We start from the raw sequence: 26705 nt of genomic DNA, 5'->3' as shown, positions 1-26705 counted from the left end.
TGCTGTCGTACGGGTGGGACGGACGGAAGGGTTACTGCGCGGCCGCGAGCTTGGCGGCGGAGTCCGTGTCGACGCAGGCCTGGATGACCGAGTCGAGGTCGCCGTCGAGCACCTGGTCCAAGTTGTACGCCTTGAAGCCGGTCCGGTGGTCCGAGATCCGGTTTTCCGGGAAGTTGTACGTGCGGATCTTCTCGGAGCGGTCGACGGTGCGCACCTGGCTGCGGCGCACGTCGGAGGCCTCCTGCTCCGCGGCCTCCTGGGCGGCGGCCAGCAGCCGCGAACGCAGGATGCGCATGGCCTGCTCCTTGTTCTGGAGCTGGCTCTTCTCGTTCTGGCAGGACGCCACGACACCGGTCGGCACGTGCGTGATGCGCACGGCGGAGTCGGTGGTGTTGACGGACTGGCCGCCGGGGCCGGACGAGCGGTACACGTCGATGCGCAGGTCGTTCATGTTGACCTCGACCTCGACCTCCTCGGCCTCCGGGGTGACGAGCACGCCCGCGGCGGAGGTGTGGATACGACCCTGGGACTCGGTGGCCGGAACGCGCTGGACGCGGTGCACGCCGCCCTCGTACTTCAGGCGGGCCCAGACGCCCTGGCCGGGCTCGGTCGCGCCGTTGCCGCCCTTGGTGCGCACGGAGACCTGGACGTCCTTGTAGCCGCCCAGCTCGGACTCGGTGGCGTCGATGATCTCGGTCTTCCAGCCGACGCGCTCCGCGTAGCGCAGGTACATGCGCAGCAGGTCACCGGCGAAGAGGGCGGACTCGTCGCCGCCCGCGCCCGCCTTGACCTCCAGGAGCACGTCCTTGTCGTCGCTGGGGTCGCGCGGAACGAGCAGCAGGCGGAGCTTTTCGGTCAGCTCGACGCGCTGGGCGCTCAGTTCCTTGACCTCCGCGGCGAAGTCGGGATCGTCGGCCATGAACTCCTTGGCCGTCTCGATGTCCTCCGCCGTCTGCTTCCACGCCCGGAACGTCGCGACGATCGGGGTCAGCTCCGCGTAGCGCTTGTTGAGCTTGCGCGCGTTGGCCTGATCGGAGTGGACCGACGGGTCGGCGAGCTTCTTCTCAAGATCGGCGTGCTCGCCGATCAGGTCCTCGACCGCCTCGAACATCGGGGGCTCCTGGGGTGAAAAGTACGAACGGGCTGCGGAAGGGCTCTGGCACCGCGTGGGGCCAGGACGACAAAGGCGCCGGTCCGGCCGCCCCCGCGCGTGGTGGGGGCGGCCGTAGACCGGCGCCGTGGGCTCGCTACTTCGAGCCGGCAGCCTTGCCGAAGCGGGCCTCGAAGCGGGCCACGCGGCCACCGGTGTCGAGGATCTTCTGCTTGCCCGTGTAGAACGGGTGGCACTCGGAGCAGACCTCGGCACGGATGGTGCCCTCGGCCAGGGTGCTACGGGTGGTGAACGACGCGCCACAGGTGCAGCTGACCTGGGTCTCGACGTACTGGGGGTGGATGTCGCTCTTCAAGGTGTCTCCTAGATCGGGAGGGCACCGGGTCGCAGGGGCCGAATTGCGCGCTGCGTGAACCGGGGCCGACGGACCAGTCTGCCAGGACCGGGCCGCCTGTCAAAATTCAGGACGCCAGCCATAACGGGCACGGGACCTCCGGTATTCCTACTGGACGATCGAACCCGCCCCGCTCTTGTCATTGGCGGAGTTCTGCGTGGCCTCTTCGGGTATCGGCCGGTCACCGCGCAGGGCCTCCCAGACCTGCTTGGACTCCTTCTCCAGCGGAATGACCCGGTCCTTGTCCTTGGGCCAGTCCATCACCGGCAGGGTGACCATGTGCATGTTCTCGGCGCCGAGGCCCTGCAGGCCGGCGGCGAAGCCCATGAGGGACTTCACGTCGCCGAGGCCCTTGTCGGTGGTGATCGCCTTGGTGGCGGTGTCCGCGACGGCCAGCAGTCGCTTGGGGTTGTCGAACACCCCGATGCTCTTGACCTGCTTGATCAGCGCCTTGATGAAGGCCTGCTGGAGCTGTATTCGACCGAGGTCGCTGCCGACGCCGACGCTCTTGCGGGTGCGGACCAGGCCGAGGGCCTGCTCGCCGTTGAGCTTGTGGGCGCCGGCCGGGAGGTCGAGGTGGCTGCCCTTGTCGTCCTTGATCGGCTTGGTGGTGGTCAGCGGGACGCCGCCCAGGCTGTCGACGATCTTCTTGAAGCCGGTGAAGTCGACCTCGATGTAGTGGTCCATCCGGATCCCCGACATCGATTCGACGGTCTTGACCGCGCAGGCGGCCCCGCCGACCGTGTAGGCCTCGTTGAACTGCTCGAAGGTGGCCTTGGCCGTCTTCCCGTTGCTCGTCGTGCAGGCCGGCCGGGTGACCATGGTGTCGCGCGGGATCGAGACGATGCTCGCCTGCTTGTGGCCGTCGTAGAGGTGGACGACCATCGCGGTGTCCGAGCGCGCCGAACCACCGTCGTCGGCCCCGTACTGGGCGTTGTCGCCGCCGCGCGTGTCGGAGCCGAGGACCAGGATGTCCATCGAGCCGTTGTCCACGTTCTGCGGGCGGTCCTTGCCGAGCGCGGCGTCGATGTCCACGCTCTTCAGGTTGCTGTTGTACTTCACGTAGAAGTACCCCAGGCCCGCCCCACCCAGCAGGACCACCCCCGCCGCGGTCCAAGCGGAGATGGTCAGGGCCCTGCGGCGCTTCGTCGTCGGTTTCCGGCGGCTGCGCCTGGCGGCACGCCTGCCGCTGCCCCTGCTGTCCTGGCTCATGCTCTCCTCAGTCCTGATGTCCCGGCGACCCGGTCCGGACGCCACCCCCGTTGCCGAATGTCCTCTCCTTCAGACGGTCCAGCGGACCCTAGGGTTCCACGCCGAATGTGACCATTCGGTGATGAACGTCCATCCGATCATCCTGCGGACGCTCCGCGCAACGCCCCCGCCACCTGCGCCTTCGTACGGCGGGCGCGGCTCCCCGGGGCCCCCGCCCCTGTGGTGAAGGTCGCACGGGCCCACAAACGCCGAACCGCCCCCGCCGGGTGACCGGCGGGGGCGGTTGCGTCGCTGCTCATGGTGCGGCGGCGCGGAGATCAGTCGTCGTTCTTGCCCGACGGCGTGGTCTTCGCGATCTGCATCAGGAACTCGGCGTTCGACTTCGTCTGCTTCATCTTGTCGAGCAGCAGCTCGATCGCCTGCTGCGAGTCGAGCGCGTGCAGCACCCGGCGCAGCTTCCAGACGATGGCGAGCTCCTCGCTGTTGAGGAGGATCTCCTCCTTGCGGGTGCCCGAGGGGTCGACGTCGACGGCGGGGAAGATCCGCTTGTCCGCGAGCTTGCGGTCGAGCTTGAGCTCCATGTTGCCGGTGCCCTTGAACTCCTCGAAGATCACCTCGTCCATGCGCGAGCCGGTGTCGACCAGCGCGGTGGCCAGGATGGTCAGCGAGCCGCCGTCCTCGATGTTGCGCGCGGCACCGAAGAAGCGCTTCGGCGGGTAGAGCGCGGTCGAGTCGACACCACCGGACAGGATGCGGCCGGAGGCCGGGGCCGCGAGGTTGTACGCGCGTCCCAGACGGGTGATCGAGTCCAGCAGGACGACCACGTCGTGACCCAGCTCGACGAGGCGCTTGGCGCGCTCGATGGCCAGCTCGGCGACGGTGGTGTGGTCCTCGGCCGGGCGGTCGAAGGTCGAGGAGATGACCTCGCCCTTGACCGACCGCTGCATGTCGGTGACCTCTTCCGGACGCTCGTCGACCAGGACGACCATCAGGTGGCACTCGGGGTTGTTGACCGTGATCGCGTTGGCGATCGCCTGCATGATCATGGTCTTGCCGGTCTTCGGCGGGGCCACGATCAGACCGCGCTGGCCCTTGCCGATCGGCGCGACGAGGTCGATGATGCGGGTCGTCAGCACGCCCGGGTCGGTCTCCAGGCGGAGCCGGTCCTGGGGGTACAGCGGGGTCAGCTTCTGGAACTCGGGGCGGCCACGGCCCGATTCGGGCGCCATGCCGTTGCACGAGTCGAGGCGCACGAGCGCGTTGAACTTCTCGCGGCGCTCGCCGTCCTTGGGCTGGCGCACGGCACCGGTGACGTGGTCACCCTTGCGCAGACCGGCCTTGCGGACCTGGGCGAGGGAGACGTACACGTCGTTCGGGCCGGGCAGGTAGCCCGAGGTCCGGATGAACGCGTAGTTGTCGAGGATGTCGAGGATGCCCGCGACGGGGATCAGGACGTCGTCGTCGGCGACCTGCGGCTCGTTCGGCGTGAACTCGTCGCGGCCGCGACGGCCACGACGGTCGCGGTAGCGGCCACGACGGCCGCGCCGACCGTCCTCGTCGAAGTCGTCCTGCGGACCGTTGTCCTGCTGGCGGTCCTGACGGCCCTGGCTCTGACCCTGGCCCCCCTGCTGCTGGCCCTGACCCTGGCCCTGGCCACGGCCCTGACGGCCGCCCTGCCGGTCCTGGCGGTCCTGGCGGTCGGCGCGCTCGGCGCCGCCCTGCTGCTGGCCCTGGCCGCCCTGCTGCTGGCCCTGACCCTGCTGGCCCTGACCCTGCTGACCCTGGCCCTGGTCGTCGCCCTTGCCACGGTCACGGCGCTCGCGCTGGCGCTCCGTACGGTCACCCCGCTCGGCACGGTCGCCGCGGTCGCGGCGGTCCCGGCGGGTGCGGCCCTCGGCGGCGTCCTGGCCGGAGACGGCGGTGGCCGCCTCGGCCTTGGCGTCGGGCTGCGCGGTGACGGCCGCGGTGGCGGTCTCGGGCTTGGTCTCGACCTGCACGACCGCGGCGGGGGCCGCGGACTCCGGGCTGCCGGAGGGGGCCGTGGCGCGGCGGCGGCGGCGCTCGACCGGCTGGTCATCGCTGGCCGGCTGACCGGGGATGTCGATCTGGGCCTGCGCGGCGGGCTTCTCGGCGGGCGCCGCGGCGGCGGCCTCGCCCGTACGGGCCTTGCTGGTGGCGCGACGCTTCGGCTTGGCCTCGGCGGTGTCGGCGGGGGCCGCGGCCTTGGCGGCGGAGGCGCCACCGGCCTGCGTCTCCTTGATGACCTCGATCAGCTGGCTCTTGCGCATCCGCGCGGTGCCCCTGATGCCGAGGCCCGACGCGACCTGCTGCAGCTCGGCCAGGACCATGCCCTCGAGGCCGGTGCCGGAGCGGCGACGCTTGGGTGCGGCGCCCGCGGCGGAGGCACTGGTGTCGACAGTGGTGTCGGCAGCGCCCATCAGATCGGTGGTGTCGCTCACGAAGGGTCCTTCCCTGGAGCGGACGTCGGCCTGTCTGGCTCGGCGACCGGTTGTGCTGTCCGACAACGGGCCATGACTTGATGGGTCGTGGACCGTGGCCGGGGCGGTGGTCCGCCGGCAGAGATACCGCGGCGGAGGGAAACGTGCATGGGTTCCGGCGAGAAGCCCCCGAGCTGGAAGCGTGGGAATGTCACGCCGATTCCGGAGCGTGCTCGAAACTGCTTGGCAATGATCAAAGCAGTTGGGGAGGCTCCCGGAAGAAAGGTGGTCCCTGATGGGGACACTGAGCACCGAGCCATGGCGGCTTCGGATGCGCACTTGAGACTAACACTACCGGATCCAACAGATATTCCCCCTCTCGGTCACCGGCAATAGCGCCCGTCCGCGGGGGCGGCCTGCCCGGCCGCCCCACCCCCTGGCGGCTGTGTCTAGCCGCCCTGGCTGCCCAACGGAAGGACGCTCGCGCCCGCGGCGTCGAGGGCCAGCCGGTTGGCCGCCCACCCTTCGCCCGCGAGCTGCGCGACCTTGTCGGCCGCGTCGTTGTCGGCCAGCGCGAGGACCGTGGGTCCGGCGCCGGAGATGACCGCGGGGATCCCGTCCGCCCGCAGCCTGTTGACGAGTGCCACGCTCTCGGGCATCGCCGGGGAGCGGTACTCCTGGTGGAGCCGGTCCTCGGTGGCGGGGAGCAGCAACTCGGGACGCCTGGTCAGGGCTTCGACGAGCAGGGCCGCGCGGCCCGCGTTGGCGGCGGCGTCCACGTGCGGGACGGAGCGCGGCAGCAGGCCCCGGGCGGTCTCGGTCAGAACCGGCTTGGAGGGGACGAAGACCACCGGAACGATGGAATCCGCGGGCTCCATACGGATGGCCTTGGCGCTGCCCCCGTCCATCCACGCCAGGGTGAACCCGCCGAGCAGACAGGCGGCGACGTTGTCGGGGTGGCCCTCGATCTCGGTGGCCAGTTCCAGCAGGGCGGTGTCGTCGAGGCGTGCCTCGCCGCCTATGGTCACGGCGCGGGCGGCGACGATGCCCGCGCAGATGGCGGCGGAGGAGGAGCCGAGGCCGCGACCGTGCGGGATGCGGTTGGCGCACACGACCTCCAGGCCGCGCGGCTGACCGCCGAGCAGGTCGAAGGCGATGCGCATGGATCGCACGAGCAGGTGGCTCTCGTCGCGCGGCAGGTTGTCGGCGCCCTCGCCGGCGATGTCGACGTTCAGGCCGGAATCGGCGACGCGGACGACCACGTCGTCATAGAGCCCCAGGGCGAGTCCGAAGGCGTCGAAGCCCGGGCCGAGGTTGGCACTGCTGGCGGGAACGCGCACCCGTACGGCGGCGGCGCGGAATGCTGGACCGGCCACGCTCGATGACACTCCTTGTGACTGTGCGAGATCTCTAACCGTGGATCTCTAACCGTGGATCTTCAGCTGTGAATCTTCGCTGCGAAATGTACTGGAGAACGTACGACACCCGAAGGCCCTCGGGGCAGCACCGCGTCACGTGCGCGATGGCGGATGTCAGTACAGCGTATCGAAGGAAGGTTCTTCTCCGACATAGGGCGCACAGGAGGCGCACGATGCGTGTCGCGGTGCTCCGTCAGGCTTTTGTGGCCCTTCGGGCCGACTTGCCGGATTCCGGAAGGCTCTGACGAAGGCTTCCGGAACCCGGCGACGGCCGCGGCGGGGAGGTCGTCCCGGCCACGGCCGTCGGATCAGACCAGGCCGAGGCGTACGGCGGCGGCCTCGGCGTCCACCGGAACGGTGACCGGCTGCGGGGCGCCCGCAACGGCCCAGTCGGGGTCCTTGAGGCCGTTGCCGGTGACGGTGCACACGATCTTCTGCCCCGGGTCGACCAGACCCAGCTCGGCGGCCTTGAGCAGACCGGCGACGGACGCGGCCGAGGCGGGCTCGACGAAGACGCCCTCCTGCGCGGCCAACAGGCGGTAGGCGGCCAGGATCTGGCGGTCCGTCACCTCGTCGATGAAGCCGCCCGACTCGTCGCGGGCCTGGAGCGCGTACTCCCAGGAGGCGGGGTTGCCGATGCGGATCGCGGTGGCGATCGTGTGCGGCTCCTTGACGACCTCGCCGCGCACGATGGGCGCGGAGCCGGAGGCCTGGAAGCCCCAGACGCGGGGGGTGCGGGAGGCGAGGCCGTCGGCCTTGTACTCCTTGAACCCCTTCCAGTACGCGGTGATGTTGCCCGCGTTGCCCACCGGGAGGACGTGGATGTCGGGCGCGTCGCCCAGCGCGTCGACGATCTCGAACGCGGCCGTCTTCTGGCCCTCGATGCGGACCGGGTTGACGGAATTGACCAGCGCGACCGGGTAGTTGTCGGCCAGCGCGCGGGCCAGGTCCAGGCAGTCGTCGAAGTTTCCGTCGACCTGGAGGATCTTGGCGCCGTGGATGAGCGCCTGACCCATCTTGCCGAGCGCGATCTTGCCCTGCGGCACGAGGACGGCGGACACCATGCCGGCCCGCACCGCGTAGGCGGCGGCGGAGGCGGAGGTGTTGCCGGTGGAGGCGCAGATGACGGCCTTGGCGCCCTCCTCCTTGGCCTTGGTGATCGCCATGGTCATGCCGCGGTCCTTGAAGGACCCGGTCGGGTTCGCACCCTCGACCTTGAGGTGGACTTCACAGCCGGTGCGCTCGGAGAGCACCTGGGCGGGGACGAGGGGCGTGCCGCCTTCGCGGAGCGTGACCACCGGGGTCGTGTCCGTCACCGGAAGTCGGTGCCGGTACTCCTCGATGATGCCCCGCCACTGGTGGGTGCCGTTGTCGGTCATGGGTCCCTTACTCCCCTTCAACACGCATGATGCTGGCGACACCGCGTACGGTGTCCAGCTTCCGCAGTGCCTCGACGGTCCCGGAGAGGGCGGCGTCGGGCGCGCGGTGGGTGACGACCACGAGGGAGGCTTCGTTGCCGACCCCGTCCGGACGTCCTTGCTGCCTCACGGTATCGATGGAGACACCGTGTTCCGCGAACGTGGTCGCCACCTGGGCGAGCACGCCCGGCTTGTCGGCCACGTCCAGGCTGATGTGGTAGCGGGTGACGACCTCGCCCATGGTGCTGACCGGCAGCCGCGTGTACGCCGAATCGCCGGGCCCGGTCACCTCCGCGAGCTTGTTGCGGCAGACGGCCACCAGGTCGCCCAAGACCGCCGAGGCGGTCGGCGCGCCGCCCGCGCCCGGACCGTAGAACATCAGCCGTCCCGCGGCCTCGGCCTCGACGAAGACGGCGTTGTACGCCTCCCGGACCGAGGCGAGGGGGTGGCTGAGCGGGATCATCGCCGGGTGGACCCGGGCGGTCACGGACTGGCCGTCGGCGGCGCGCTCCAGGATGGCGAGCAGCTTGATGGTGCAGCCCATCCGCTTGGCGGAGGCGAAGTCGGCGGCGCTGACCTCGGTCATGCCCTCGCGGTAGACGTCGTCGAGGTGCACCCGGGTGTGGAAGGCGATGCCGGCCAGGATCGCGGCCTTGGCGGCGGCGTCGTAGCCCTCGACGTCGGCGGTCGGGTCCGCTTCGGCGTACCCGAGGGCGGTGGCCTCGTCGAGCGCCTCCTGGTAGCCGGCGCCGGTGGAGTCCATCTTGTCGAGGATGAAGTTCGTCGTGCCGTTGACGATGCCCATCACCCGGTTGATCTTGTCGCCGGCGAGGGACTCGCGCATCGGGCGCACCAGCGGGATCGCACCGGCGACGGCGGCCTCGTAGTAGAGGTCGCGGCCGTGCGCGTCGGCCGCCGCGTGCAGGGCGGCACCGTCCTGGGCGAGCAGCGCCTTGTTCGCCGACACCACCGAGATGCCGTTCTCGAAGGCGGTGGTGATCAGGGTGCGGGCGGGCTCGATGCCACCGATGACCTCGATGGCGACGTCGATGTCACCCCGTTTGAGGAGGGCGGTCGCATCGGTGGTGATGAGCGCGGGGTCGATGCCCTCGCGCACCTTGGAGGGCCGCCGCACGGCGACGCCGGCCAGCTCGACCGGCGCGCCGATCCTCGCCGCCAGATCGTCGGCGTGCGTCGTCATGATGCGCGCCACCTCTGAGCCGACCACTCCACAGCCCAGCAGCGCCACCTTCAGCGGACGCGTACGCATCATTCGACCCAAACCTTTCGATCCACGGATCGATCTCTGCATCGATCCGTCCATCAGCCCCCGCTGCGCGGTCTTGCGCACCAGGTGTGAACAAGTCTCACTCAATGGACAGAACTTTCCATCCTTGGTCCATTGAGTGAGACGGTTATTTCATTATCCGACGTCGATGCGCAGGAGATCTTCCTCCGTGTCACGTCGGACGATCACGCGGGCGGCGCCGTCACGCACGGCGACGACCGGCGGACGCAGCGCGTGGTTGTAGTTGCTCGACATCGAGCGGCAGTACGCGCCGGTCGCGGGCACGGCGATCAGGTCGCCGGGCGCCAGGTCGGCGGGCAGGAAGGCGTCGCGCACGACGATGTCGCCGCTCTCGCAGTGCTTGCCGACGACGCGCGAGAGCATCGGCTCGGCGTCGGACCGGCGCGAGACCAGGGCCACGCTGTATTCGGCGTCGTAGAGGGAGGTGCGGATGTTGTCCGACATCCCGCCGTCGACGCTGACGTACGTCCGCAGGCCCTGCAGCGGCTTGATCGTGCCGACCTCGTAGAGCGTGAAGGCGGTGGGCCCGACGATGGCGCGGCCGGGCTCGACGGAGATGCGCGGCGCGCGCAGCCCGGCGCCCTCGCACTCGCGCGCGACGATCTCGGTGAGCGACTTGGCGATCTCGTGCGGCTCGCGCGGGTCGTCGCTGTCCGTGTAGGCGATGCCGAGGCCGCCGCCGAGGTCGATCTCGGGCAGCTCGACGCCGTGCTCGTCGCGCACGGCGGCGAGCAGCTGCACCACGCGCTTGGCGGACACCTCGAAGCCGGCCATGTCGAAGATCTGCGAGCCGATGTGGGAGTGGATGCCGATCAGTTCGAGGCTCTCGTGACCGAGCACCCGGCGCACGGCCTCGGCGGCCATCCCGTCGGCGACCGCGATGCCGAACTTCTGGTCCTCGTGGGCCGTGGCGATGAACTCGTGCGTGTGGGCCTCGACGCCGACCGTGACGCGGATCTGCACGCGCTGGCGGACCCCCAGCTCGGCGGCGACGTGCGCCACCCGGACGATCTCCTGGAAGGAGTCGAGGACGATCCGTCCGACGCCCGCCTCGACGGCGCGGCGGATCTCGGGGACCGACTTGTTGTTGCCGTGGTAGGCGATGCGCTCGGCGGGCATCTCGGCGGCGAGCGCGGTGACCAGCTCGCCGCTGGAACACACGTCGAGGTTGAGCCCCTCTTCCTTCAGCCAGCGCACGACGGCCTTGGAGAGGAACGCCTTGCCCGCGTAGAAGACGTCGGCGCCCGGCCCGAAGGCGTGCGCCCAGGCGCGGCAGCGGGCCCGGAAGTCCTCTTCGTCGAGGAAGTAGGCCGGGGTGCCGAACTCCTCGGCGAGCCGGGTCACTTCGACCCCGCCGACGCTGACCACGCCGTCGCCGTCACGGGTGACGGTCCGGGACCACACCTTCTCGGGGAGCACGTTGAGGTCGGCGGCCGGCGGGGCGTAGTGGCCCTCCGGCAGGACGTCGGCGTAACGGGGACCGGCGGGGTGTGCGGAACGGCTCATGGCGCTTCTCTTTCTCCTTCTACAAGTCCATGGGGGCGGCGCGCCCGGTCAGACGACGTCGGGGGCGCCGATGCCGAGCAGGGTCAGGCCACCGGCCAGCACCGTCCCGGCGGCGTCGGCGAGTGCCAGCCGGGAGCGGTGGGCGGCCGAGGGTTTCTCGTCCCCCTTGGGCAACACGTCGTACTGGAAGTCGAGGAGGGCGTCGGCGAGCACGACGAGGTGACGGGCGAGCCGCTCGGGCGCCCGGTGGTGCGCGGCGGCCTCCAGGACGAGCGGGTACTCGCGCAGGGCATCGAGGAGCGGACCGCTGCCGGCGCCCGCGGCCGTGCTCGACGGCCCGAACCCGAGCTGCCCGGCATTGCGCACCAGCGCCCGGGAGCGGGAGACGGCGTACCGCACCCGGAAGAACTCGCTCGCCTCCCCTTGTACGGACAGACTCGCGTCGAAGTGCGGAGGCTGCGCGGGGTCGGTGGCGAGCATCCCCCAACGCGCGGCGTCGGCGCCGAAGCGCCGTACGACGTCCCCGTCGGCGCGCGCCACGGGCGCGGCGTCCGGCGCCGCGGGCCCGACCGGCACGTCCTGGCCGGCCAGCAGGCGTCCGACGGCCTCGCGCACGGCGCGGGCCCGGGGCTCCTCGCCGGCGACGGTGACGGCGACATCGACGGCGGGCGGCGCGTCCTCGCGGGGGCGCTCGGCGGACCCGTAGGCGAACCCGCGGGCGCGCACCGCCCGCACCACGTCCTCGGCGGCATCGACATCGTCGAGACTGAAGTTGAGGAATCCGGGGCCGGTGATCTCCACGCGCCGGATCCCGACCACGCCTGCGAGCCGTCGGGCCAGCAGATCGGCCACCTCGGCGGGGGCCCGTCCACTCGTCCTGGCCAGCTGGAGGGCGACGGGGCTGGCGTACTCCCCCACTCCCCCGGGCCGGGTCCGCTCGACGACGATCCGCTCGGGCACGACCGCCCCGGCACCCAGCTCCCCGTCCTCGACGGCGCAGCGCACGGCGCGCACGACGGTACGGGAGAGGTCAGCGGGGGTCACGGGACCCACCCTAGGGGAGAAGGTCCCCCCTGACGCGAACCGGTTTCGCCATGTGAACTCCCCGCCCCCCGACACCGCCGCGCTTGCGCTCGATGAGCCGCCGCACGACCCGCACCAGCTCGGTCGGCTCGAAGGGCTTGGCGAGGAACGCGTCCACCTGCGCCACGGTCCCGGGCTCCCCCTCGTACTGGTTGCACGCACTGACGATCGCGACGGGCACCAGCCGCGTCCGCGGATCGGCCCGCAACCGGGCGACGGTCCCGAACCCGTCCAGCCGCGGCATGACGACGTCGAGGGTGATCACATCGGGACACACCCGGTGCACCACGTCCAGGCACTCGGCACCATCGTTCGCGGTCACGACCTCGAAGCCCTCCAGCTCGAGATTGACCTTGATCAGCTGCCGGATGACCTTGTTGTCGTCGACAACAAGCACCCGACCCGAGGCGCCTGACACAACTCGAGAGTAGGTCGCCCTAAGCCCCCGCGTCCGGGTTTTTGCCACTTCCACCCCGTCCGGGCGACCCACCCCTCCTCCCCCACAAACGGGTTCCTGATCACCCCACGGAAGCTGGTAGTGTTCAACCCGTCGCCGCACAGCGGATGACACGCCCCCGTAGCTCAGGGGATAGAGCAACGGCCTCCGGAGCCGTGTGCGCAGGTTCGAATCCTGCCGGGGGCACTCCAGCTGGTCGTGTGAAAGTGACGCTGACCAGCTGAAGTGCCAAGTACGAAGGCCCGGACTCAGTCCTACTGAGTCCGGGCCTTCGTCGTTGTCGCGCACGGATCCCGCGGGGCGGCTTGTGGTCCACACACGGTCCGTCAGGCCGCGGTGTCGGGAGTCTCCTTCGCGGGTCCCTCGTGCCCAGGAGGAGGGCGGTCGCGGAGTGCATCGCGCCTCTTGGGCTCCACACCCCACCGACAGCGTCGTCGAGCAACGGCACCGTCCAGAAGGCTCCTTACCCTGCCTCGATGATCGCCGACGCAAGGGTTCGGGCAGAGGATCAGATCCTGGGCCTGGTCGCGGGTACGGGCCGCGCCCTCGCCGAAGAGGTGTGCGGCGATCCGCTTGACCTCGGCGGCGCCCTGCGGTGTCAGGTGTAGTAGGGCGAGTTCAGGTCGGTACTGGCGTCTTTGACGATGTCGCCGTCGAACAGTCGGGTCGTTGCCGGGGCTCCGGCCCGGCGGGCTTCTTCGGCGAAGGGGCCCTGGGCGAAGGCCAGGGCGTTCTCGGCGCTGTCGAACTCGTAGAAACCACCGATGGTGTGGGTGCCGATCCCGGACAGCCACGTCTTGCGGATCAGGCCCGGCGCGGTCTTCAGAGCCACGTTGACCTGGCGCCAGTCGAACTGATCGAACGGCACTGCCGCCTGGATCTCGGTGTAGAGAAAGGCCTTGCCCATCACGAACCTCCGGTTTCGGGGGCTGTCCAGCCCACGCGACTAGTACGTGCGTCCTAGTGGGGTGAGCATGGACTAGGATGTCCGTACTAGTCAAGGGGGTCGCGATGGCCGCGGACACAAGGTCCCGCATGATCAGCGCAGCGATCGGACTGCTCCAGCGCCACGGCCTGGCCGCGATGTCCTTCACCGACGTCCTGGCCGAGAGCGGGGCCGCGCGCGGAGCGATCTATCACCATTTCCCGGGCGGCAAACAGCAACTCGCACTCGAAGCCGCCCGCCGCAACGCAGAAGACGTCCTCGGTCACCTGCACGAACTGCCGGCCCGCACGCCACGCGAAGTCGTGGCGGCGTTCCTTGGCAACGTCCGCCCTGTCGTGCAGGCGTCCGCCGAGGGCGGCGGCTGCGCGATCGCGGCGGTCACCGTCGACGGCGGTGCGGCCATTGCCGACCAGAGCAGCCTGCGCACTGTCGCGGCCGAAGCCTTCGCCGGATGGGGCGGCGAGCTCACCGGAAAACTCGCCCAAGCCGGAATGAGCGCGTCCCAGGCCGCTGACCTGGCCACCCTCATGATCGTCACACTCGAAGGCGCCCACATCCTGTGTCGCGCCGCGGGCAGCATCGCCCCTTTCGACAGAGCTGCAGCGGCCCTGCTCTGCGCCCTCCCGACCTCGGGTTGAGCCGAGCCGGTGCCGGAACACCACGACGTGGCGCGCTGACACGATCGGGCTTCTGCCGCCCGCGCGGTGATCGGGTTCCGGCGGGACGTACGAGTGGGGTGGGGCGCGGATCGGCGGTTTTGCGGGTTGGGGTGGAGGGCCGGGGTCCCTAGGATCTGGGGCAGGCTGCATCGTGCCGCTGACCTGGCACTTTGTGGATCGGGAGTCTAACGGCGATCGAGGTGGCAGGCATGCGTGAGCTGGCCGGGACGGCGCGGCAGTGGATCTCGGAGGGGCGGGCCGGTTTTCTGGCGCGGCCCGTCACCGAGCAGGGGTTCGGGCCCCGGGATGCCGGTGGGGCGGTGCTCGTCGATCCGCGCGGGGAATGCGTGGGGGCCCTGTACCGGGGGGTCTTCGACGCCGAGCTCGTCGCGGAGGCGGGGGCGGTCGGGGCCGGGGAGAGCGCCCGGGTGTGCGAGGTGTCCGTCCGCGGGGCGGAGGCCGTGGAGGCGCGGCTGACCTGCGGCGGGCAGGCGGAGATCCTGCTCCAGCCGCTCTCGGCGGTACCGGCCGCGTGGTGGGACCTGCTGGCCGAGGGCGTCGGGGTGGCGCTGGTGACGCGCCTGAACGAGGCCGCCGACCAGGCCGTCAGTGAGGTCGTACGGGCGCTCGACGCCCCCGCCACCGACGCGGAGCGGCGAGCCTCGGAGCTGCTGGGCACGCACCGGGCGGGACGCGACGCGCTGTACGGGGAGTCCGGGCTGGTGCTCGTCGAGGCGTACCCCTCCGCGCCCTGCCTGGTGATCGGCGGGGGCGGCGAGCTGGCGCGCGTCATCGAGCGCCAGGCCCTGCTGCTGGGCTGGGACGCCGTGCTGGTCGACGACGGCGCCGAGGCGGGCAAGGTGCTGGAGGCCCGCCGGGACGGCGCGTGCCTGGTGATGCTCAGCCACGAGCCGGACTTCGACGTCCCGACGCTGCGGGGCGCGCTCGCGAGCGGGATCCCGTACGTCGGTGCGCTCGGCTCCCGCAAGACGCAGGCGCGGCGGCGTGAGGGGCTGCTGGCGGACGGGGTGGGCGAGGCGCAGCTGGCCCGGGTGCACGGCCCGATCGGGCTGGACCTGGGGGCCCGGACGCCGGCGGAGACCGCGCTCGCGATCTGCGCGGAGATCCTGGGCGTGCTGAGCTCCCGGGGCAATGCGGCGCGGGCCACGGGGGCGCTGCGCGATACGGATGGGCCCATAAATTCATAGTTTCTAGTTGTTTGTCATGATTTCTTGGGCATGGTGAGGGCCCGGCGCGGGTACAGATCCGACATGGAAACGACCCTGAGCGACATCGCGTGGTTCCTGGTCGTCGGGATTGCCGTGGTCGGCTTCCTGATCGGCGCGTTCTGGATGGGCAAGAAGGTCCGGGCGCAGGAACCAGCGCCCCCCACCCCCGAGAGCCAGCCGCACCTACCGGACGGCGGCGCGGTCTACGAGCTGCTGGAGGAGCGGGAACCGGTCGAGATCCCCGAGGGCGGCCTGCGGCCGCACGAGATGCAGGGGTACGGGAACTTCGGCTCGACCACCTCCAGCCATCCGGATGAGGTCAAGGCGGCGCGCGACGCCGAGTACACGACCTGGCACCGTCCCGCCGCTTCCTGAGGGCAGCGGCGTCGAACGTGGTGGTGGGCGGCCCGTGGGGCCGCCCACCGTCACGTTCACGTCACCACCCCGTTCACGTCAGGCCGAGCTACGTCCCCGGGGAGCGGCCTTCTTCGTGGCGGACGCCGTCTTGGCCGTCTTGGCGGACGCCGTCCTGGCCGTCTTGGCCGTCGTCGTCTTGGCCGTGCTCTTCGTGGCCTTCGTCGCCCTCGTCGCCCTCGTCGCCCTCGTCGTCTTTGTCGCGGTGGCGGCCGTCTTCGCGGTGGGCGACGCCGCGGTCGACTTCTTGCCGGTGGCCGCCTTCGGGGCCGCGGCCGTCTTCGGGGCGTTCTTGCGGGCCGCCTGCGGGCGGATCGGGGTCACCTCGGCCACCTCGGCCGGCTCCGCCGCCTCACCGCGCGACGCCTTGGCCGCCCGTACGCTCTTCTCCAGGGCCGCCATCAGGTCGATCACCTGCGCGTTCCCGCTCACCTCCGGGGCCTGCGTCGGGGTCACGGCCTCCCCCGACTCCGACTTCGCCGCCAGCATGGCCTCCACCGCCGTGCGGTAGTCGTCGTGGAGCGAGGCCACCTCCACCTCGCCGAGCGTGGCCATCAGGGCGTCCGCGAGGTCCAGCTCGGCTTCCCGGATCGTCACCTTCGTCTCCGGTGCCACGCCCTCCGGCGCGCGGATCTCGTCCGGCCACAGGAGGCCGTGCATGGCGATGACGTCGTCCACCACGCGCAGCATCCCGAGCCGCTCGCGCCCGCGCAGCGCGAACTTGGCGATCGCGACCCGGTCGCTGCGCTTGAGGGCCTCGCGCAGCAGGGTGTAGGGCTTGGCCGCCGGGACGCCGTTCGCCGCGAGGTAGTACGCCGCGTCCATCTGGAGCGGATCGATCTGCGCGGCGGGGACGAAGGTCACGATCTCGATCGTCCTGGCCGTGGGCAGCGGCAGCGTCGCGAGGTCCTCGTCCGTGATCGGGATGACCGATCCGTCCGCCTCCTCGTACCCCTTGCCGATCTCGGCCGAGCCGACCTCCTCGCCGTCCAGCTCGCACACCTTGCGGTAGCGGATGCGGCCGCCGTCGGCGGTGTGGATCTGCCGGAAGGAGATCGCATGGTTCTCGGTGGCGTTCACGAGCTTGATCGGGATGCTGACCAGGCCGAAGGAGATGGCCCCGTTCCAAATGGATCGCACGGTTCCTCCTGTTTCGTGGCAATCTCATCGTATGACGCCGATCACAACGGTGGAGGGGCGTCGCCTCGCGCTCAGCAACCTGGACAAGGTCATCTATCCGGGCACCGGCTTCACCAAGGGCGAGGTGCTGCACTACTACGCCACCGTCGCGGGCGCCCTGTTGCCCCACGTGCGCGACCGGCCCGTGTCGTTCCTGCGCTATCCGGACGGGCCGGACGGCCAGCGGTTCTTCACGAAGAACCCGCCGCCAGGCACGCCCGCGTGGGTGGAGACCGTACGGGTGCCGCGCTCCGAGGACGAGCTCGCCGAGCAGGTCGTCGTGGGCGATCTGGCGACGCTCGTCTGGGCCGCGAACCTGGTGGTGGAGTTCCACGTGCCGCAGTGGACCACCGGGCGGCCCGCGGTCGCGGACCGCTTGGTCCTCGACCTCGATCCCGGGGCCCCGGCGGGCGTGGTGGAGTGCTGCGCCGTCGCGCTGTGGCTGCGGGAGCGGCTGGCGGCGGACGGGCTGGAGGCGTACGCGAAGACCTCCGGTTCGAAGGGGATGCACCTGTCGGTGCCGCTGGAGCCGACCCCGTCCGAGCGGGTGTCCGCGTACGCGAAGGCGCTCGCCCAGGAGGCGGAGGGCGCCCTGCCCGAGCTGGTCGTCCACCGGATGGCGAAGGCGTTGCGGCCCGGGAAGGTGTTCGTCGACCACAGTCAGAACGCGGCCGCCAAGACCACCGCCGCTCCCTACACCCTGCGGGCGCGGGCGCTGCCGACGGTGTCCGCGCCGGTGTCGTGGGCGGAGGTGGCCGGCGCCGTGCGGGACCGGGACCCCGGGGCCCTGGTCCTCGTCGCCGACGAGGTGGTGGCGCGCCTGGCCCGGGACGGGGACCTGTTCGCGCCGCTGGCCGACCCCGCCCGCGCCCGGGCGCTGCCGCGCTCCGGCGGTCGTACGAAGCCTGGTGGTCGTACGGCGGGTGCGCCGTGATCCGGGTCGCGCTGGCCGCCGCCGTGCGGGAGCTGCCGCGGGGCGCGGGGCTGGCGTACGAGCCGAAGTTCGACGGGCACCGGCTGGTGGTCCGGCGGACCGTCGAGGGCGTGGAACTGCAGGCCCGGTCGGGGCGGGTGGTGACGAGCGCCTTCCCCGATCTGGCCGCCGCGGCGCGGCAGCTGCCCGCCGGCACCACGCTGGACGGCGAGGTGGTGGTCTGGCACGCGGGCCGCACGGACTTCGCGCTGGTCCAGCGGCGGGCCGCGGCGACGGCCGCCCGGGCGGTGCTGCTGGCCAGGAGCCTGCCGGCGTCCTACGCGGCCTTCGACGTCCTGGAGCTGGCCGGGCTGGACCTGCGGGCGCGGCCCTACGAGCGGCGCCGGGCGCTGTTGGTCGATCTGCTGCTGCCGCTGGGGCCGCCGCTCCAGCCGGTGCCGATGACGACCGATCCGGCACTGGCGGCGACCTGGTACGAGACCCTGCCGGCCAGCGGGATCGAGGGCCTGGTGATCAAGCGGCTGGAACAGGCGTACCCGGCGGGCCGGCGGGGCTGGCAGAAGCTCCGGCACACGGACACGCGGGACGCGGCGGTGATCGGGTACACGGGCACGGCGGCGCGGCCGCTGGCGCTGGTCCTGGTCCTCTCGGGCGACGGGGACGGTGATCCGGAGCCCGGCGCCGCCCCGGGGACGGACACGGGCACGGGTACGGCTCCGGACGCCGGGACCGGTCCGGGGGGCCTCCCGGACCCGGACCTCGACGCGCCCCTGGTCTCCCGTCCGCTGTCCGCCGCCGTCCGGGCGGAGGTGGCCGCGGTGCTGGCCGCCGCGCGGGGCCGGGGGGACCCGGGTGGCGGGACGGTCACCGCGATCGGGCTCGGCGAGGTGGCGTACCGCGCGGTCGATCCGCCGCTGACGGTGGAGGTCCGCTGCGCGTCGGGCCGCCACCCGCCGCCGGAAGTGCTGCGGCTGCGCCCCTCCTGGTGAGCCGGTCCGTCCCGGTGGGGCGCGGCAGCGGTGCAGCGGTGCCCTCCGGGGGCGCCTCAAACGCCGGCGGGGCTGGATTCGGGCAGCCCCGGACCCCACCTGGACCCGGGAGCCTCACGAGCGACCGTCCCTCAGGGGACGCCTCAAACACCGGCAGGGCTGGATTCGGGCAGCCCCGGACCCCACCTGGACCCGGGAGCCTCACGAGCGACCGTCCCTCAGGGGACGCCTCAAACACCGGCAGGGCTGGATTCGGGCAGCCCCGGACCCCACCTGGACCCGGGAGCCTCACGAGCGACCGTCCCTCAGGGGACCCCTCGAACACCGGCAGGGCTGGATTCGGGCGGCCCAGGACCCCACGTGGAGCGCGTGGAGCCGTGGGGGTGGGTCAGACGTCTGCCCAGGTGTGACGGTCGCGGGCAGCAGCGAACAGAGCCTCGATGTCCGAGGGCTTGAGCGTGGCCGGGGCGCGGGTGAGTCGTGCGGCCGCGGTGGCCGGTTCGAGGACCGCCACGTCGCGCAGGGACGGCACCTTCTCCAGCCGGTTCGACTCGACCACCACGAGCGCCGGGGTGACCGCGGTGACCAGCGCGTGCGTCGCGCGCTCGGCGGCCCGGCGGACCCAGCGGACGTCCGGCCGGGGCTCGGTGCGGCCGACGGCGACGAGCAGGTCGCCGACGTGGACCCGCTGCCGGCGGCCCGCGACGGCGCGCACGCACCACACCCCGCCCGGCCCGATCAGCAGGTGGTCGATCCGGCCCGCCCCCGGCAGCGGCACCGCGTGCAGCACCCGCCAGCCCGCGCCCTCCAGGGCGTCCAGCTCGGCCCCCACCCGCTCCTGGGCGAGCAGGTCAGGGCGCATCCGGTGGCGGGTACGGGCCCCCGCGGCGCCGTGTTCCAGCTCGCCCAGCAGGGCCTCGCCGGGGCGGTTCGGGGCCAGGTCGTCGTCCGGGTGGAGGGACAGCCGGGCCAGGTCCGCCGCGCTGGGCACGGGGGGCGGGCCGACGGTCCAGGCTCCGGTCAGGTAGGGACGTAACACCGCCAGCGCCGCGTCCCGGTGCCGGTCGGAGAGGACGCTGACCCGGCCGGCCGGCCGGTCGTACCAGGCGACGCTGCGCCCGTCAGGCAGATTGACCCACAGTCGGCCGCGGTCGGGCAGCACCTTGAGTCCGAGCCCGAGGCCGTGTTCCCGTTCACGATCACGCATCTCCCTCACCCCCGCCGTCCATGGGAGCAGGCGCGGCCGCGCGCGGCAATCCCCCGGTTGTGTAACGACACCGCCGGGACCCTGCCGCCTCGCTGTTACAAAGCCACCACGGAACTGCAACGGCCGCGGCCTACGTTTATGCCACCTGGACACGCCAGGGCCCGACCTGCGATGAAGGAACCCCGTGAGCACCGTCCGCCGCACCATCGTTCGCGCCGCCGCCGTGACCGCCTGCGCCGGAAGCCTGCTGGCCCTGCCCGCCGCCGCCGCGCTCGCCGACGGGCTGCCCGCCGCGACGTCCGCACAGGCCGCGACCGCCCCGCAGCGGGTCCTCGTCAAGAGCCTGACCCTTGCGGACGGCGTGTCCACCGCGCGGGTCTACCGGGTCGCCCAGGGCGCCTACCAGGCCGACATCCTGCGCGACGGCTCCAAGGTCTCCACGCTCAGCAGCCGCGCCGGCGCCCCCGGCTACGGCCGCGCTGACGGGCTGCGCCTCGCCCTCCAGCCCGACGGCCGGATCTCCTCCTGGTCCGCCGGCGTGTCGGCCGGCCCGGCGGCTTCGCCGGCCACCGACGGGAACGACGTCGTACCGGCCGCGCTGGCCGCCTCCGCCGACGGCCACAAGACCGCGCGGCGGACCGGCTTCGCCGACGCCGCCACCATCACCCCGTCCACGGCCCTGCGCACGTCCACGACCACGGGCGCGGCCTCCGGCGCCGACCGCACGGTGGCGCTGCGGCTCGGCACGCTGACCGGCGCGCCCGACGACGGCGCACTGCTGATCGCCGCGGGCGGCGGCATGGCGGCCGTCGGCGCGGCGGGCCTGGGCTTCGCGATGCTGCGGCGCGGTCGCACCGAGGCCTGACCGGCCCGGACTCCCGTAACGACCCCCGCCACGACCCCCGCCACGACCTCCCGTAGGACCGCCCGGTACGGTCCCCGGACCCGCGCCGTCGCGCTCACGAACCGGACGGCCGCGCAATCGGGGCGTACCTCTGCATATGGTTGACGGGACAGGTTCGGTCGGCGACGCAGGGGACGGGAGGACGCAGGGGTCCGTGAAGACGTTCCGCACGCGCGTCCGTACGCGCCTCCGCACCCGGCACCCCGCGCGCTCCCGTTCCCGTACCCCGGCGCTCCCCGCGCTGCTGGCCGCCGCCGTGCTGCTGGCCGCGACCCCGGTGGTCGCGGGATGCAGCAACACCGGCGGGCTGTCCAGCGCCGGGGCGACCCCGACCGCGAACGGGCCCGTGCACCTGTGGCCCGAGCGCAAGGGCGCCACCGTGCCGCCCGCCGATCCGGGCGGGGCGCCGCCCGAGTACGTCAAGGGCATCCCCCCGGTCAAGGACCAGAACGTGCACGGAGTGGATCCGGTCGCGCTCATCCAGGCCGAGGTCAGGAACCACCGGGGCGCCACCGTCGGGCCCGACGGGATGCCGCGGGAGACGGCCGAGGCGATCCTGGCGTGCCCGACCGGGCAGCAGCCCGCGGAGCCGGGCGCCGCGAAGTCGGCGAAGTGCCCGGTGCTCACGCCGTACTACCGCGATCTGACCGGCAACGACAAGGACGAACTGATCGTCGGCTTCGAGCTGCCGGACCAGCAGATGTCGGTGCGGGTCTACACCGCCGACGCGGACGGCCGGCTGAACCGGATCATGGCCACCACCGACTCCGTGATCAGCGTCGAGCTGGCGGGGCGGGACGTGGTGCTGCACGTGCCGAGCGCGAACCCCGGTTACGAGCTGAACACCGCCTGGTCCTGGGACGAGAAGCAGCGGACCATGCTGCCGACGCGGGAGCAGATCATCCGGGTGCCGCAACGACCGGGCGCCGGCGTGAGCCCGCAGCCGCTGCGGCCCCGCCGCGGGACGAACGGCGGGGGCGGGAACGGTGGCGTGGCGGGCGGCGGCACGGTGAACGGCGGCGGTACGTCGTGACCGCCCCCCGCACTGCGCGCACGCCCGGCGGCCCGCGCGGCGTCCGCGCCCGCGCGCGAGCGCTCCGGGCCCGGATCCCGCTGCGGCTGCCGGCCTGGACGGCCACCCTGACCTGGAAGTCGGCGTGCTTCATCGTGGTGATGTGCTGCACGCTCGCGGCCGTGCTCGGTGCGCTCGTGCACGTCGCGGTCACCCGGCAGACGGTCGCCACCGCCCGCGACAAGGCCCTCGGCAAACTGCACGACGCCTCCCGCTCGTACGAGGCCGGCGAAAACCTGCCGCCGGACTCCGCCATCGATCCGGCGGGACTGCCGGCCTCGCTGCGCGCGCTCGCGGTCTCCGGGCAGCGGGGCACGATCGTCAGCGACTACGACGGCCACCCGGTCATGTGGGCGGCGGCGCCCGCCGACGGCCGGGCCCTGGCGACGGCCGTCGACTACAGCCAGAGCGCGCGCACGATCAACGGCCTGGACCAGGCGATCATCGGCTCGTCGGTGCTGGCCATCGGGGGCACCCTGCTGGTCGGCGCCTTCGCCGTCACCCGGGTCACCCGCAGGCTGCACCAGACCGCGACCGTAGCCCGCCGGATCACCCAGGGGGACCTGGACGCACGGGTCGGGGACGCCCGGACGAAGGATCCCGCGCGGCGGCAGGACGAGGTGGCGACGGTGGCCGCGGCGCTGGACACGATGGCCGGCAGCCTGCAGTCGAAGCTGCTGAGCGAGCAGCGGTTCACCGCGGACGTGGCGCACGAGCTGCGCACCCCGCTGACCGGCCTGCAGGCCGCCTCGGAGCTGTTGCCGGAGGGCCGTCCGACGCAGCTGGTGCAGGAGCGGGTGCGCACGATGCGCCAGCTCACCGAGGACCTGCTGGAGATCTCCCGGCTGGATTCGGGCAGCGAGCAGGTCGAGACGGACCTGCACCGCCTGGCGGCGGTGGCGGAGCGGGCGGTGCGGGCCTCGGGCACGGCGACGGAGGTCGTCGTGGTCCGCGACGTGTACGTCGAGACGGACCGGCGGCGCCTGGAGCGGGTACTGGGGAACCTGATCGCGAACGCCCACAAGCACGGTCGGGCGCCGGTGGCGCTGACGGTGGACGGGCCGGTGGTGACCGTACGGGACCACGGGGACGGCTATCCGGAGTACCTGGTGGCGCACGGCCCGCAGCGGTTCCGGTCGGAGCCGCGGGGTGCGGTCACCGGCACGGGCGGCGGCGCGAAGGGGCACGGGCTCGGCCTGACGATCGCCGTCGGGCAGGCCGAGGTCCTGGGGGCGCGGCTGGTCTTCGCCAACGCGGCGGACGGCGGGGCGCTGGCGACGCTGACGCTGGACGCGCCCACGGGGGACGTCCCCCCGGAGAACGTGCCCACGGGGGACGTGCCCTCGCGGGACGCGTCAGCCGACGGGGCCTGACCCGTCGCGTTCCGTCCCCCGCTCCGCCCCGCGGTCCGTCGCGCGGTCCGTCGCGGCCGGGGTCACCTTGGTCCAGGGCCAGCGGAGCTTCGGCTTCTGCCCCGAGGGGTCGTAGGCGTACTTCCAGCCCTTCTGGAGGTGCAGGCGCTTGGAGTAGCCCGCCGGGACCCGCTGGTAGAGCAGGACCATGGGCGGTCCGCCCGCCGCGTCCGGGACGGGGATCTCGTACCACTTCGGCGGATGGCCGGTCGGGCCGAGCAGGATCGGCAGGACTCGGCCGTCCATCGGGCCGCCCTCGAAGGGGGTCGGTTCGCTTCTCACCCCACCAGTGTCACAGGACGGCCGGGCTGTCACAGCAGGTGGGCGGCCTCGGAGACGACGGGGACCACCCGGCGGGCGAGCACCCCGACCGGGCCGTCCGCGGATTCCAGGGCCAGCGCCGCCCGGGCGGCCGCGGCCGTTTCGGGGTCGGTGGCCGCGGTGGCGGTCAGCAGGGCGATGAACTGGTCCACCAGCCAGTCGCGCAGCTCCGCGACCGGCGGCTCCTTGCCCTCGTCGAGCCAGATCAGCGAGGCCGCCTCGACCGCCGTGATCCAGGTGCGGACCATCATCCGCAGCCGGGGGCCGGGCTGCGGGACGTTCAGGTGGAAGAGGATCTGGCCCGCGGCGGTGCGCCGGATGCCGTCCACGGTGGCCGTCGTGCGGGAGGTCTCCACCACGCTGCCGCCCTGGAGGAGCGCGCTGAAGCCGGCGTCGTGCTCGTCGACGAAGGCGAGGTAGCGGTCCAGGGCGCGGGAGAGCCGCTGGGTCAGGGGCCCCGCCTGCGCTTCGGCGAAGCACTGGCCGAGGACGTCGGCCGCCGAGCGCAGGGCGGCCTCGTACAACTGCTGTTTGCCGCCGGGGAAGTACCGGTAGACCAGGGGGCGCGAGACCCCGGCGGTCTCGGCGACGTCGTCGAGGGAGATGTCCTCCGGGGCCCGGTGCGCGAAGAGCGACAGGGCCGCCTCGATGATCTGCGCCCGCCGTTCCTCGACGCTCAGGCGGCGGTAGGCACGCGGCGCCGGGGCCGCCGGCGGAGTCCGGGTCATGTCCGCAGGGTAACCCCACGGACCGCTCCACCGGCCCGGCATCCGGCCCCCGCGTCACACGGGCATCACACGGGCGGCGCGAGGACATCGGGCGGGCGTCAGGCGAGCAGCCCCGAGCTCTGCCAGAGCTTGCGGCCGACCCCGCGCAGGACGCCGATGTCGTCGAGGAAGTCGGTGAGCCGCTTGGCGCCGGTCTGCATGACCTCGCGGCGGTGGCCGCTCGCCTTCACCTGGGCCGTCGCCTCGGCCCGGTCCAGGCCGATGTTCTCGTACACCTGGCCGTTGACGAAGGCGAGCGAGAAGACCCGGGCCGCCTGGCCGCAGCTGACCCGGGTGAGTTCGCGCTCCCAGCGCGGGGCCGTGATCATCTGGCGGCGCAGTTCCTCGCGGGCGTACCGGACGTGCCGGGCCTCCTCGATCACGTGGATCCGGGTGACCCCGCGCACCAGCGGCTGCACGCGCTCGTCCGGGAAGGTCAGGCGCTGCATCCAGTCGAGAATCTCCTCGCCGAGGAGGGTGCAGGCGAAGGAACCGGGCGTGGTCGAGACGGTCTTCAGGATCCGCGCCAGGTTGTGGTTGAGGCGGGAGACCGGGTACTCGGGGGCGCCGCCCTTCTGGATCATGCGGGCGAACATCATCGAGTGGCGGCACTCGTCGGCGATCTCGGTGAGGGCGTAGCGGACGTGACTGCTGGTCAGCGGCTTGTCGTAGATGTGTCGGGTGAGCAGCTGCATGAGGATGATCTCGAACCAGATCCCGAGCGAGCCGAGCGCGGCCGCTTCGTGCCGGGAGAGCTCGATGCGCTGCTCCTCGCCCATCTTCTTCCACAGCGGGGTGTCGTAGAGGGAGAGCAGTTCGGGCGGCCAGTAGTACTTGCCCTCGATCGTCGGGGCGTCCCAGTCGAGTTCCTTGTCGGGGTCGAAGGAGTGCTTGGCCGAGGATTCGAGCAGCCGTTCGGCGACTTGTTCCCGGTCCTTGAGGAGGCCGAGGGCGTCGCGCAGGGCCGCCCGGTCGGTCACGGTCGTCATGGCTCGGACACCTCTCACAGGGTGGGGTCCACGTGGGTTACCAGCGGTCACCTCTTATGAGACTGCTTGTCAGCAAGCCCGTCAATCCCCTGTGCCCGACTTGTTGACCGCCTGTCTACCAACGTGTGACGCTGCCAACTGTCGAGTCCTGCACGGCAGTCAACGCACGCGCACCCAGGGGGCGTACATGTCGACACACCCGCTCTACACCAAGGACCCGGGCGACCCCGTCTGGCGGGTTCCGGCCTCCGGCGCGGCCCGTTTCAGCTGGGAGTACGACGAGGGGCGCGAGCGGCTCCTCGCCCTCTACCAGAAGGGCAAGGACAAGCAGTGGGACGGAGCGACCCGGATCGACTGGGACCTCGAAGTCGACCCGTACGACCCGCTGGGCACGCCCGACGACGTCCTGACCCTCTACGGCACCCGGCACTGGGCCAAGATGACCGAACGGGACAAGGGTGACCTGCGACGGCACTACACGGCCTGGCAGTTCAGCCAGTTCCTGCACGGCGAACAGGGCGCGATGATCTGCGCGGCGCGCATCGTGGAGTCGGTCCCGGACCTCGACGCGAAGTTCTACTCCGCCACCCAGACCATGGACGAGGCCCGGCACGCGGAGATCTACGGCCGCTTCCTGCACGAGAAGATCGGCATGCTCTACCCGGTCAACGACAACCTCCAGGGGCTGCTCGGCGACACCCTGCGCGACTCCCGCTGGGACATGCCCTACCTCGGCATGCAGGTGCTCATCGAAGGCCTCGCGCTCGCCGCCTTCGGGATGATCCGCGACACCACGGACAAGCCGCTGCCCAAGCAGATCCTCGCCTACGTCATGCAGGACGAGGCCCGGCACGTGGCCTTCGGCCGGATGGCGCTGCGCGACTACTACAAGCAGCTCACCGACGCCGAACTGCGCGAGCGCGAGGAATTCGTCATCGAGGGCTGCTACTTGATGCGGGACCGGCTGCGCGGGGTGGAGGTGCTGGAGAACTTCGGCATCGGGAAGCAGGAGGCGGCCGAGCTGAGCGAGCAGTCGGAGTTCCTGCACCTCTTCCGCAAGCTGCTGTTCAGCCGGATCGTGCCCTGCGTGAAGGACATCGGGCTGTGGGGGGAGCGCCTGCAGAAGGCCTACCTCGACATGGGCGTCTTCGACATGGGCGACTCCAACCTCGACCTGCTGATGACCCAGGACGAGGAGATCGCCGAGAACCTCGACCGCGAACGGTTCGCCGAGGAGGAACGCCGGCGGGTCGCCGAGGTGGCGGCCGCGATCGCGGACGGGGCGTCGGGCACCGCGGACCTGTCCGGCACCTCCGGCGCGTCCGGCACGTAGGTCG

At 72.0% G+C, this 26705-nt stretch carries 26 protein-coding genes and 1 tRNA gene; 11 read left to right on the top strand and 16 right to left on the bottom strand.

The window, feature by feature from the left end; genetic code table 11:
• Positions 1–31: 31 nt before the first annotated feature.
• The 10 genes from prfA to ACIBEA_RS20235 all read right to left on the bottom strand — a co-directional run bounded on the left by prfA (position 32) and on the right by ACIBEA_RS20235 (position 12355).
• On the bottom strand, positions 32–1111 hold the full coding sequence (gene prfA, locus ACIBEA_RS20280; protein WP_399262726.1) for a peptide chain release factor 1: 1080 nt from the start codon (positions 1109–1111) through the stop codon (positions 32–34).
• 136 nt (positions 1112–1247) lie between these two features.
• Positions 1248–1466 carry a 50S ribosomal protein L31 gene (gene rpmE, locus ACIBEA_RS20275; protein ID WP_385774256.1) on the bottom strand — a complete coding sequence of 73 codons (219 nt, stop codon included), beginning with the start codon at positions 1464–1466 and terminating at the stop codon, positions 1248–1250.
• Positions 1467–1613: 147 nt separating this feature from the next.
• Positions 1614–2717, bottom strand: a complete 1104-nt coding sequence (locus tag ACIBEA_RS20270; RefSeq protein WP_399262723.1) for an LCP family protein — start codon at positions 2715–2717, stop codon at positions 1614–1616.
• A 317-nt stretch (positions 2718–3034) separates the two neighbouring features.
• Positions 3035–5176, bottom strand: a complete 2142-nt coding sequence (gene rho, locus ACIBEA_RS20265; protein WP_399262722.1) for a transcription termination factor Rho — start codon at positions 5174–5176, stop codon at positions 3035–3037.
• Positions 5177–5604: 428 nt separating this feature from the next.
• Positions 5605–6531, bottom strand: coding sequence for a homoserine kinase (thrB, locus tag ACIBEA_RS20260; protein ID WP_399262720.1), 927 nt, complete (start codon positions 6529–6531; stop codon positions 5605–5607).
• Between the two features lie 350 nt (positions 6532–6881).
• Positions 6882–7952 (bottom strand): threonine synthase, encoded by a 1071-nt coding sequence (thrC, locus tag ACIBEA_RS20255; protein ID WP_399262718.1) that lies wholly within the window; start codon positions 7950–7952, stop codon positions 6882–6884.
• Positions 7953–7959: 7 nt separating this feature from the next.
• Positions 7960–9264 carry a homoserine dehydrogenase gene (locus tag ACIBEA_RS20250; RefSeq protein WP_399262716.1) on the bottom strand — a complete coding sequence of 435 codons (1305 nt, stop codon included), beginning with the start codon at positions 9262–9264 and terminating at the stop codon, positions 7960–7962.
• 150 nt (positions 9265–9414) lie between these two features.
• Positions 9415–10806 carry a diaminopimelate decarboxylase gene (lysA, locus tag ACIBEA_RS20245; RefSeq protein WP_399262714.1) on the bottom strand — a complete coding sequence of 464 codons (1392 nt, stop codon included), beginning with the start codon at positions 10804–10806 and terminating at the stop codon, positions 9415–9417.
• Positions 10807–10854: 48 nt separating this feature from the next.
• Complete coding sequence (gene nrtL, locus ACIBEA_RS20240) at positions 10855–11850, bottom strand: ArgS-related anticodon-binding protein NrtL (protein WP_399262712.1); 996 nt, start codon at positions 11848–11850, stop codon at positions 10855–10857.
• Between the two features lie 10 nt (positions 11851–11860).
• Complete coding sequence (locus ACIBEA_RS20235; protein ID WP_399262990.1) at positions 11861–12355, bottom strand: response regulator; 495 nt, start codon at positions 12353–12355, stop codon at positions 11861–11863.
• Positions 12356–12460: 105 nt separating this feature from the next.
• Between ACIBEA_RS20235 and ACIBEA_RS20230 the strand changes: the two genes are divergently transcribed.
• Together ACIBEA_RS20230 and ACIBEA_RS20225 are read left to right on the top strand one after the other, a co-directional pair.
• A tRNA-Arg gene (locus ACIBEA_RS20230) sits at positions 12461–12532 on the top strand.
• A 290-nt stretch (positions 12533–12822) separates the two neighbouring features.
• Entirely contained in the window at positions 12823–12954 is a 132-nt protein-coding gene (locus tag ACIBEA_RS20225; RefSeq protein WP_399262710.1) for a hypothetical protein, read from the top strand.
• On the opposite strand, the gene ACIBEA_RS20220 is transcribed toward ACIBEA_RS20225, so the two are convergent.
• Positions 12945–13253, bottom strand: a complete 309-nt coding sequence (locus ACIBEA_RS20220; protein ID WP_399262708.1) for a hypothetical protein — start codon at positions 13251–13253, stop codon at positions 12945–12947. The genes ACIBEA_RS20225 and ACIBEA_RS20220 overlap by 10 nt on opposite strands.
• A 128-nt stretch (positions 13254–13381) precedes the next feature.
• Between ACIBEA_RS20220 and ACIBEA_RS20215 the strand changes: the two genes are divergently transcribed.
• From ACIBEA_RS20215 to ACIBEA_RS20205, 3 genes are all read left to right on the top strand, one after another.
• Complete coding sequence (locus tag ACIBEA_RS20215) at positions 13382–13930, top strand: TetR/AcrR family transcriptional regulator (RefSeq protein ID WP_399262706.1); 549 nt, start codon at positions 13382–13384, stop codon at positions 13928–13930.
• A gap of 230 nt (positions 13931–14160) precedes the next feature.
• On the top strand, positions 14161–15159 hold the full coding sequence (locus tag ACIBEA_RS20210; protein WP_399262704.1) for an XdhC family protein: 999 nt from the start codon (positions 14161–14163) through the stop codon (positions 15157–15159).
• A 63-nt stretch (positions 15160–15222) separates the two neighbouring features.
• On the top strand, positions 15223–15555 hold the full coding sequence (locus ACIBEA_RS20205) for a DUF6479 family protein (RefSeq protein WP_399262702.1): 333 nt from the start codon (positions 15223–15225) through the stop codon (positions 15553–15555).
• Positions 15556–15633: 78 nt separating this feature from the next.
• Here ACIBEA_RS20205 and ACIBEA_RS20200 read toward each other — a convergent pair whose 3' ends face one another.
• The gene (locus ACIBEA_RS20200; protein WP_399262700.1) at positions 15634–16734 is read right to left on the bottom strand and encodes a Ku protein; all 1101 of its coding nucleotides are present in this window, start codon (positions 16732–16734) and stop codon (positions 15634–15636) included.
• Positions 16735–16765: 31 nt separating this feature from the next.
• Between ACIBEA_RS20200 and ligD the strand changes: the two genes are divergently transcribed.
• Both ligD and ACIBEA_RS20190 read left to right on the top strand, forming a co-directional pair.
• Positions 16766–17707, top strand: a complete 942-nt coding sequence (gene ligD / locus ACIBEA_RS20195) for a non-homologous end-joining DNA ligase (protein ID WP_399262698.1) — start codon at positions 16766–16768, stop codon at positions 17705–17707.
• Positions 17707–18696, top strand: a complete 990-nt coding sequence (locus tag ACIBEA_RS20190) for an ATP-dependent DNA ligase (RefSeq protein ID WP_399262988.1) — start codon at positions 17707–17709, stop codon at positions 18694–18696. Before ligD ends, ACIBEA_RS20190 begins: the two co-directional genes overlap by 1 nt.
• 388 nt (positions 18697–19084) lie before the next feature.
• On the opposite strand, the gene ACIBEA_RS20185 is transcribed toward ACIBEA_RS20190, so the two are convergent.
• Complete coding sequence (locus ACIBEA_RS20185; protein ID WP_399262696.1) at positions 19085–19903, bottom strand: nuclease-related domain-containing protein; 819 nt, start codon at positions 19901–19903, stop codon at positions 19085–19087.
• A 184-nt stretch (positions 19904–20087) separates the two neighbouring features.
• Here ACIBEA_RS20185 and ACIBEA_RS20180 point away from each other — a divergent pair, with 184 nt between their 5' ends.
• The 3 genes from ACIBEA_RS20180 to ACIBEA_RS20170 all read left to right on the top strand — a co-directional run bounded on the left by ACIBEA_RS20180 (position 20088) and on the right by ACIBEA_RS20170 (position 23252).
• The gene (locus tag ACIBEA_RS20180; RefSeq protein WP_399262694.1) at positions 20088–20768 is read left to right on the top strand and encodes a hypothetical protein; all 681 of its coding nucleotides are present in this window, start codon (positions 20088–20090) and stop codon (positions 20766–20768) included.
• Between the two features lie 193 nt (positions 20769–20961).
• Positions 20962–21840 (top strand): hypothetical protein, encoded by an 879-nt coding sequence (locus ACIBEA_RS20175; protein WP_399262692.1) that lies wholly within the window; start codon positions 20962–20964, stop codon positions 21838–21840.
• Positions 21841–21914: 74 nt separating this feature from the next.
• A complete protein-coding gene (locus tag ACIBEA_RS20170) occupies positions 21915–23252 on the top strand; it encodes a histidine kinase dimerization/phospho-acceptor domain-containing protein (RefSeq protein WP_399262986.1) in 1338 nt (445 codons plus the stop codon).
• On the opposite strand, the gene ACIBEA_RS20165 is transcribed toward ACIBEA_RS20170, so the two are convergent.
• The 3 genes from ACIBEA_RS20165 to ACIBEA_RS20155 form a co-directional block, all read right to left on the bottom strand.
• Positions 23235–23573, bottom strand: a complete 339-nt coding sequence (locus tag ACIBEA_RS20165; protein ID WP_399262690.1) for a hypothetical protein — start codon at positions 23571–23573, stop codon at positions 23235–23237. The genes ACIBEA_RS20170 and ACIBEA_RS20165 overlap by 18 nt on opposite strands.
• A gap of 29 nt (positions 23574–23602) precedes the next feature.
• Entirely contained in the window at positions 23603–24340 is a 738-nt protein-coding gene (locus tag ACIBEA_RS20160; protein ID WP_399262688.1) for a TetR/AcrR family transcriptional regulator, read from the bottom strand.
• 98 nt (positions 24341–24438) lie between these two features.
• A complete protein-coding gene (locus ACIBEA_RS20155; RefSeq protein WP_399262686.1) occupies positions 24439–25368 on the bottom strand; it encodes a diiron oxygenase in 930 nt (309 codons plus the stop codon).
• A 187-nt stretch (positions 25369–25555) separates the two neighbouring features.
• Here ACIBEA_RS20155 and ACIBEA_RS20150 point away from each other — a divergent pair, with 187 nt between their 5' ends.
• Positions 25556–26701 carry a ferritin-like domain-containing protein gene (locus ACIBEA_RS20150; RefSeq protein ID WP_399262684.1) on the top strand — a complete coding sequence of 382 codons (1146 nt, stop codon included), beginning with the start codon at positions 25556–25558 and terminating at the stop codon, positions 26699–26701.
• Positions 26702–26705: the final 4 nt, after the last annotated feature.

The organism is Streptomyces sp. NPDC051555, assembly GCF_044454405.1.
GTDB lineage: Bacteria > Actinomycetota > Actinomycetes > Streptomycetales > Streptomycetaceae > Streptomyces.
This window is presented reverse-complemented; position numbering and strand designations above follow the sequence as displayed.

Excerpts from the sequence above, each read along its gene's own strand:
- prfA (WP_399262726.1), bottom strand. The coding sequence starts at position 1,111 with ATGTTCGAGGCGGTCGAGGACCTGATCGGCGAGCACGCCGATCTTGAG.
- ACIBEA_RS20270 (WP_399262723.1), bottom strand. The coding sequence starts at position 2,717 with ATGAGCCAGGACAGCAGGGGCAGCGGCAGGCGTGCCGCCAGGCGCAGC.
- thrC (WP_399262718.1), bottom strand. The coding sequence starts at position 7,952 with ATGACCGACAACGGCACCCACCAGTGGCGGGGCATCATCGAGGAGTAC.
- ACIBEA_RS20250 (WP_399262716.1), bottom strand. The coding sequence starts at position 9,264 with ATGATGCGTACGCGTCCGCTGAAGGTGGCGCTGCTGGGCTGTGGAGTG.
- lysA (WP_399262714.1), bottom strand. The coding sequence starts at position 10,806 with ATGAGCCGTTCCGCACACCCCGCCGGTCCCCGTTACGCCGACGTCCTG.
- ACIBEA_RS20225 (WP_399262710.1), top strand. The coding sequence starts at position 12,823 with ATGATCGCCGACGCAAGGGTTCGGGCAGAGGATCAGATCCTGGGCCTG.
- ACIBEA_RS20220 (WP_399262708.1), bottom strand. The coding sequence starts at position 13,253 with ATGGGCAAGGCCTTTCTCTACACCGAGATCCAGGCGGCAGTGCCGTTC.
- ACIBEA_RS20215 (WP_399262706.1), top strand. The coding sequence starts at position 13,382 with ATGATCAGCGCAGCGATCGGACTGCTCCAGCGCCACGGCCTGGCCGCG.
- ACIBEA_RS20210 (WP_399262704.1), top strand. The coding sequence starts at position 14,161 with ATGCGTGAGCTGGCCGGGACGGCGCGGCAGTGGATCTCGGAGGGGCGG.
- ACIBEA_RS20205 (WP_399262702.1), top strand. The coding sequence starts at position 15,223 with ATGGAAACGACCCTGAGCGACATCGCGTGGTTCCTGGTCGTCGGGATT.
- ligD (WP_399262698.1), top strand. The coding sequence starts at position 16,766 with ATGACGCCGATCACAACGGTGGAGGGGCGTCGCCTCGCGCTCAGCAAC.
- ACIBEA_RS20185 (WP_399262696.1), bottom strand. The coding sequence starts at position 19,903 with ATGCGTGATCGTGAACGGGAACACGGCCTCGGGCTCGGACTCAAGGTG.
- ACIBEA_RS20160 (WP_399262688.1), bottom strand. The coding sequence starts at position 24,340 with ATGACCCGGACTCCGCCGGCGGCCCCGGCGCCGCGTGCCTACCGCCGC.
- ACIBEA_RS20155 (WP_399262686.1), bottom strand. The coding sequence starts at position 25,368 with ATGACGACCGTGACCGACCGGGCGGCCCTGCGCGACGCCCTCGGCCTC.
- ACIBEA_RS20150 (WP_399262684.1), top strand. The coding sequence starts at position 25,556 with ATGTCGACACACCCGCTCTACACCAAGGACCCGGGCGACCCCGTCTGG.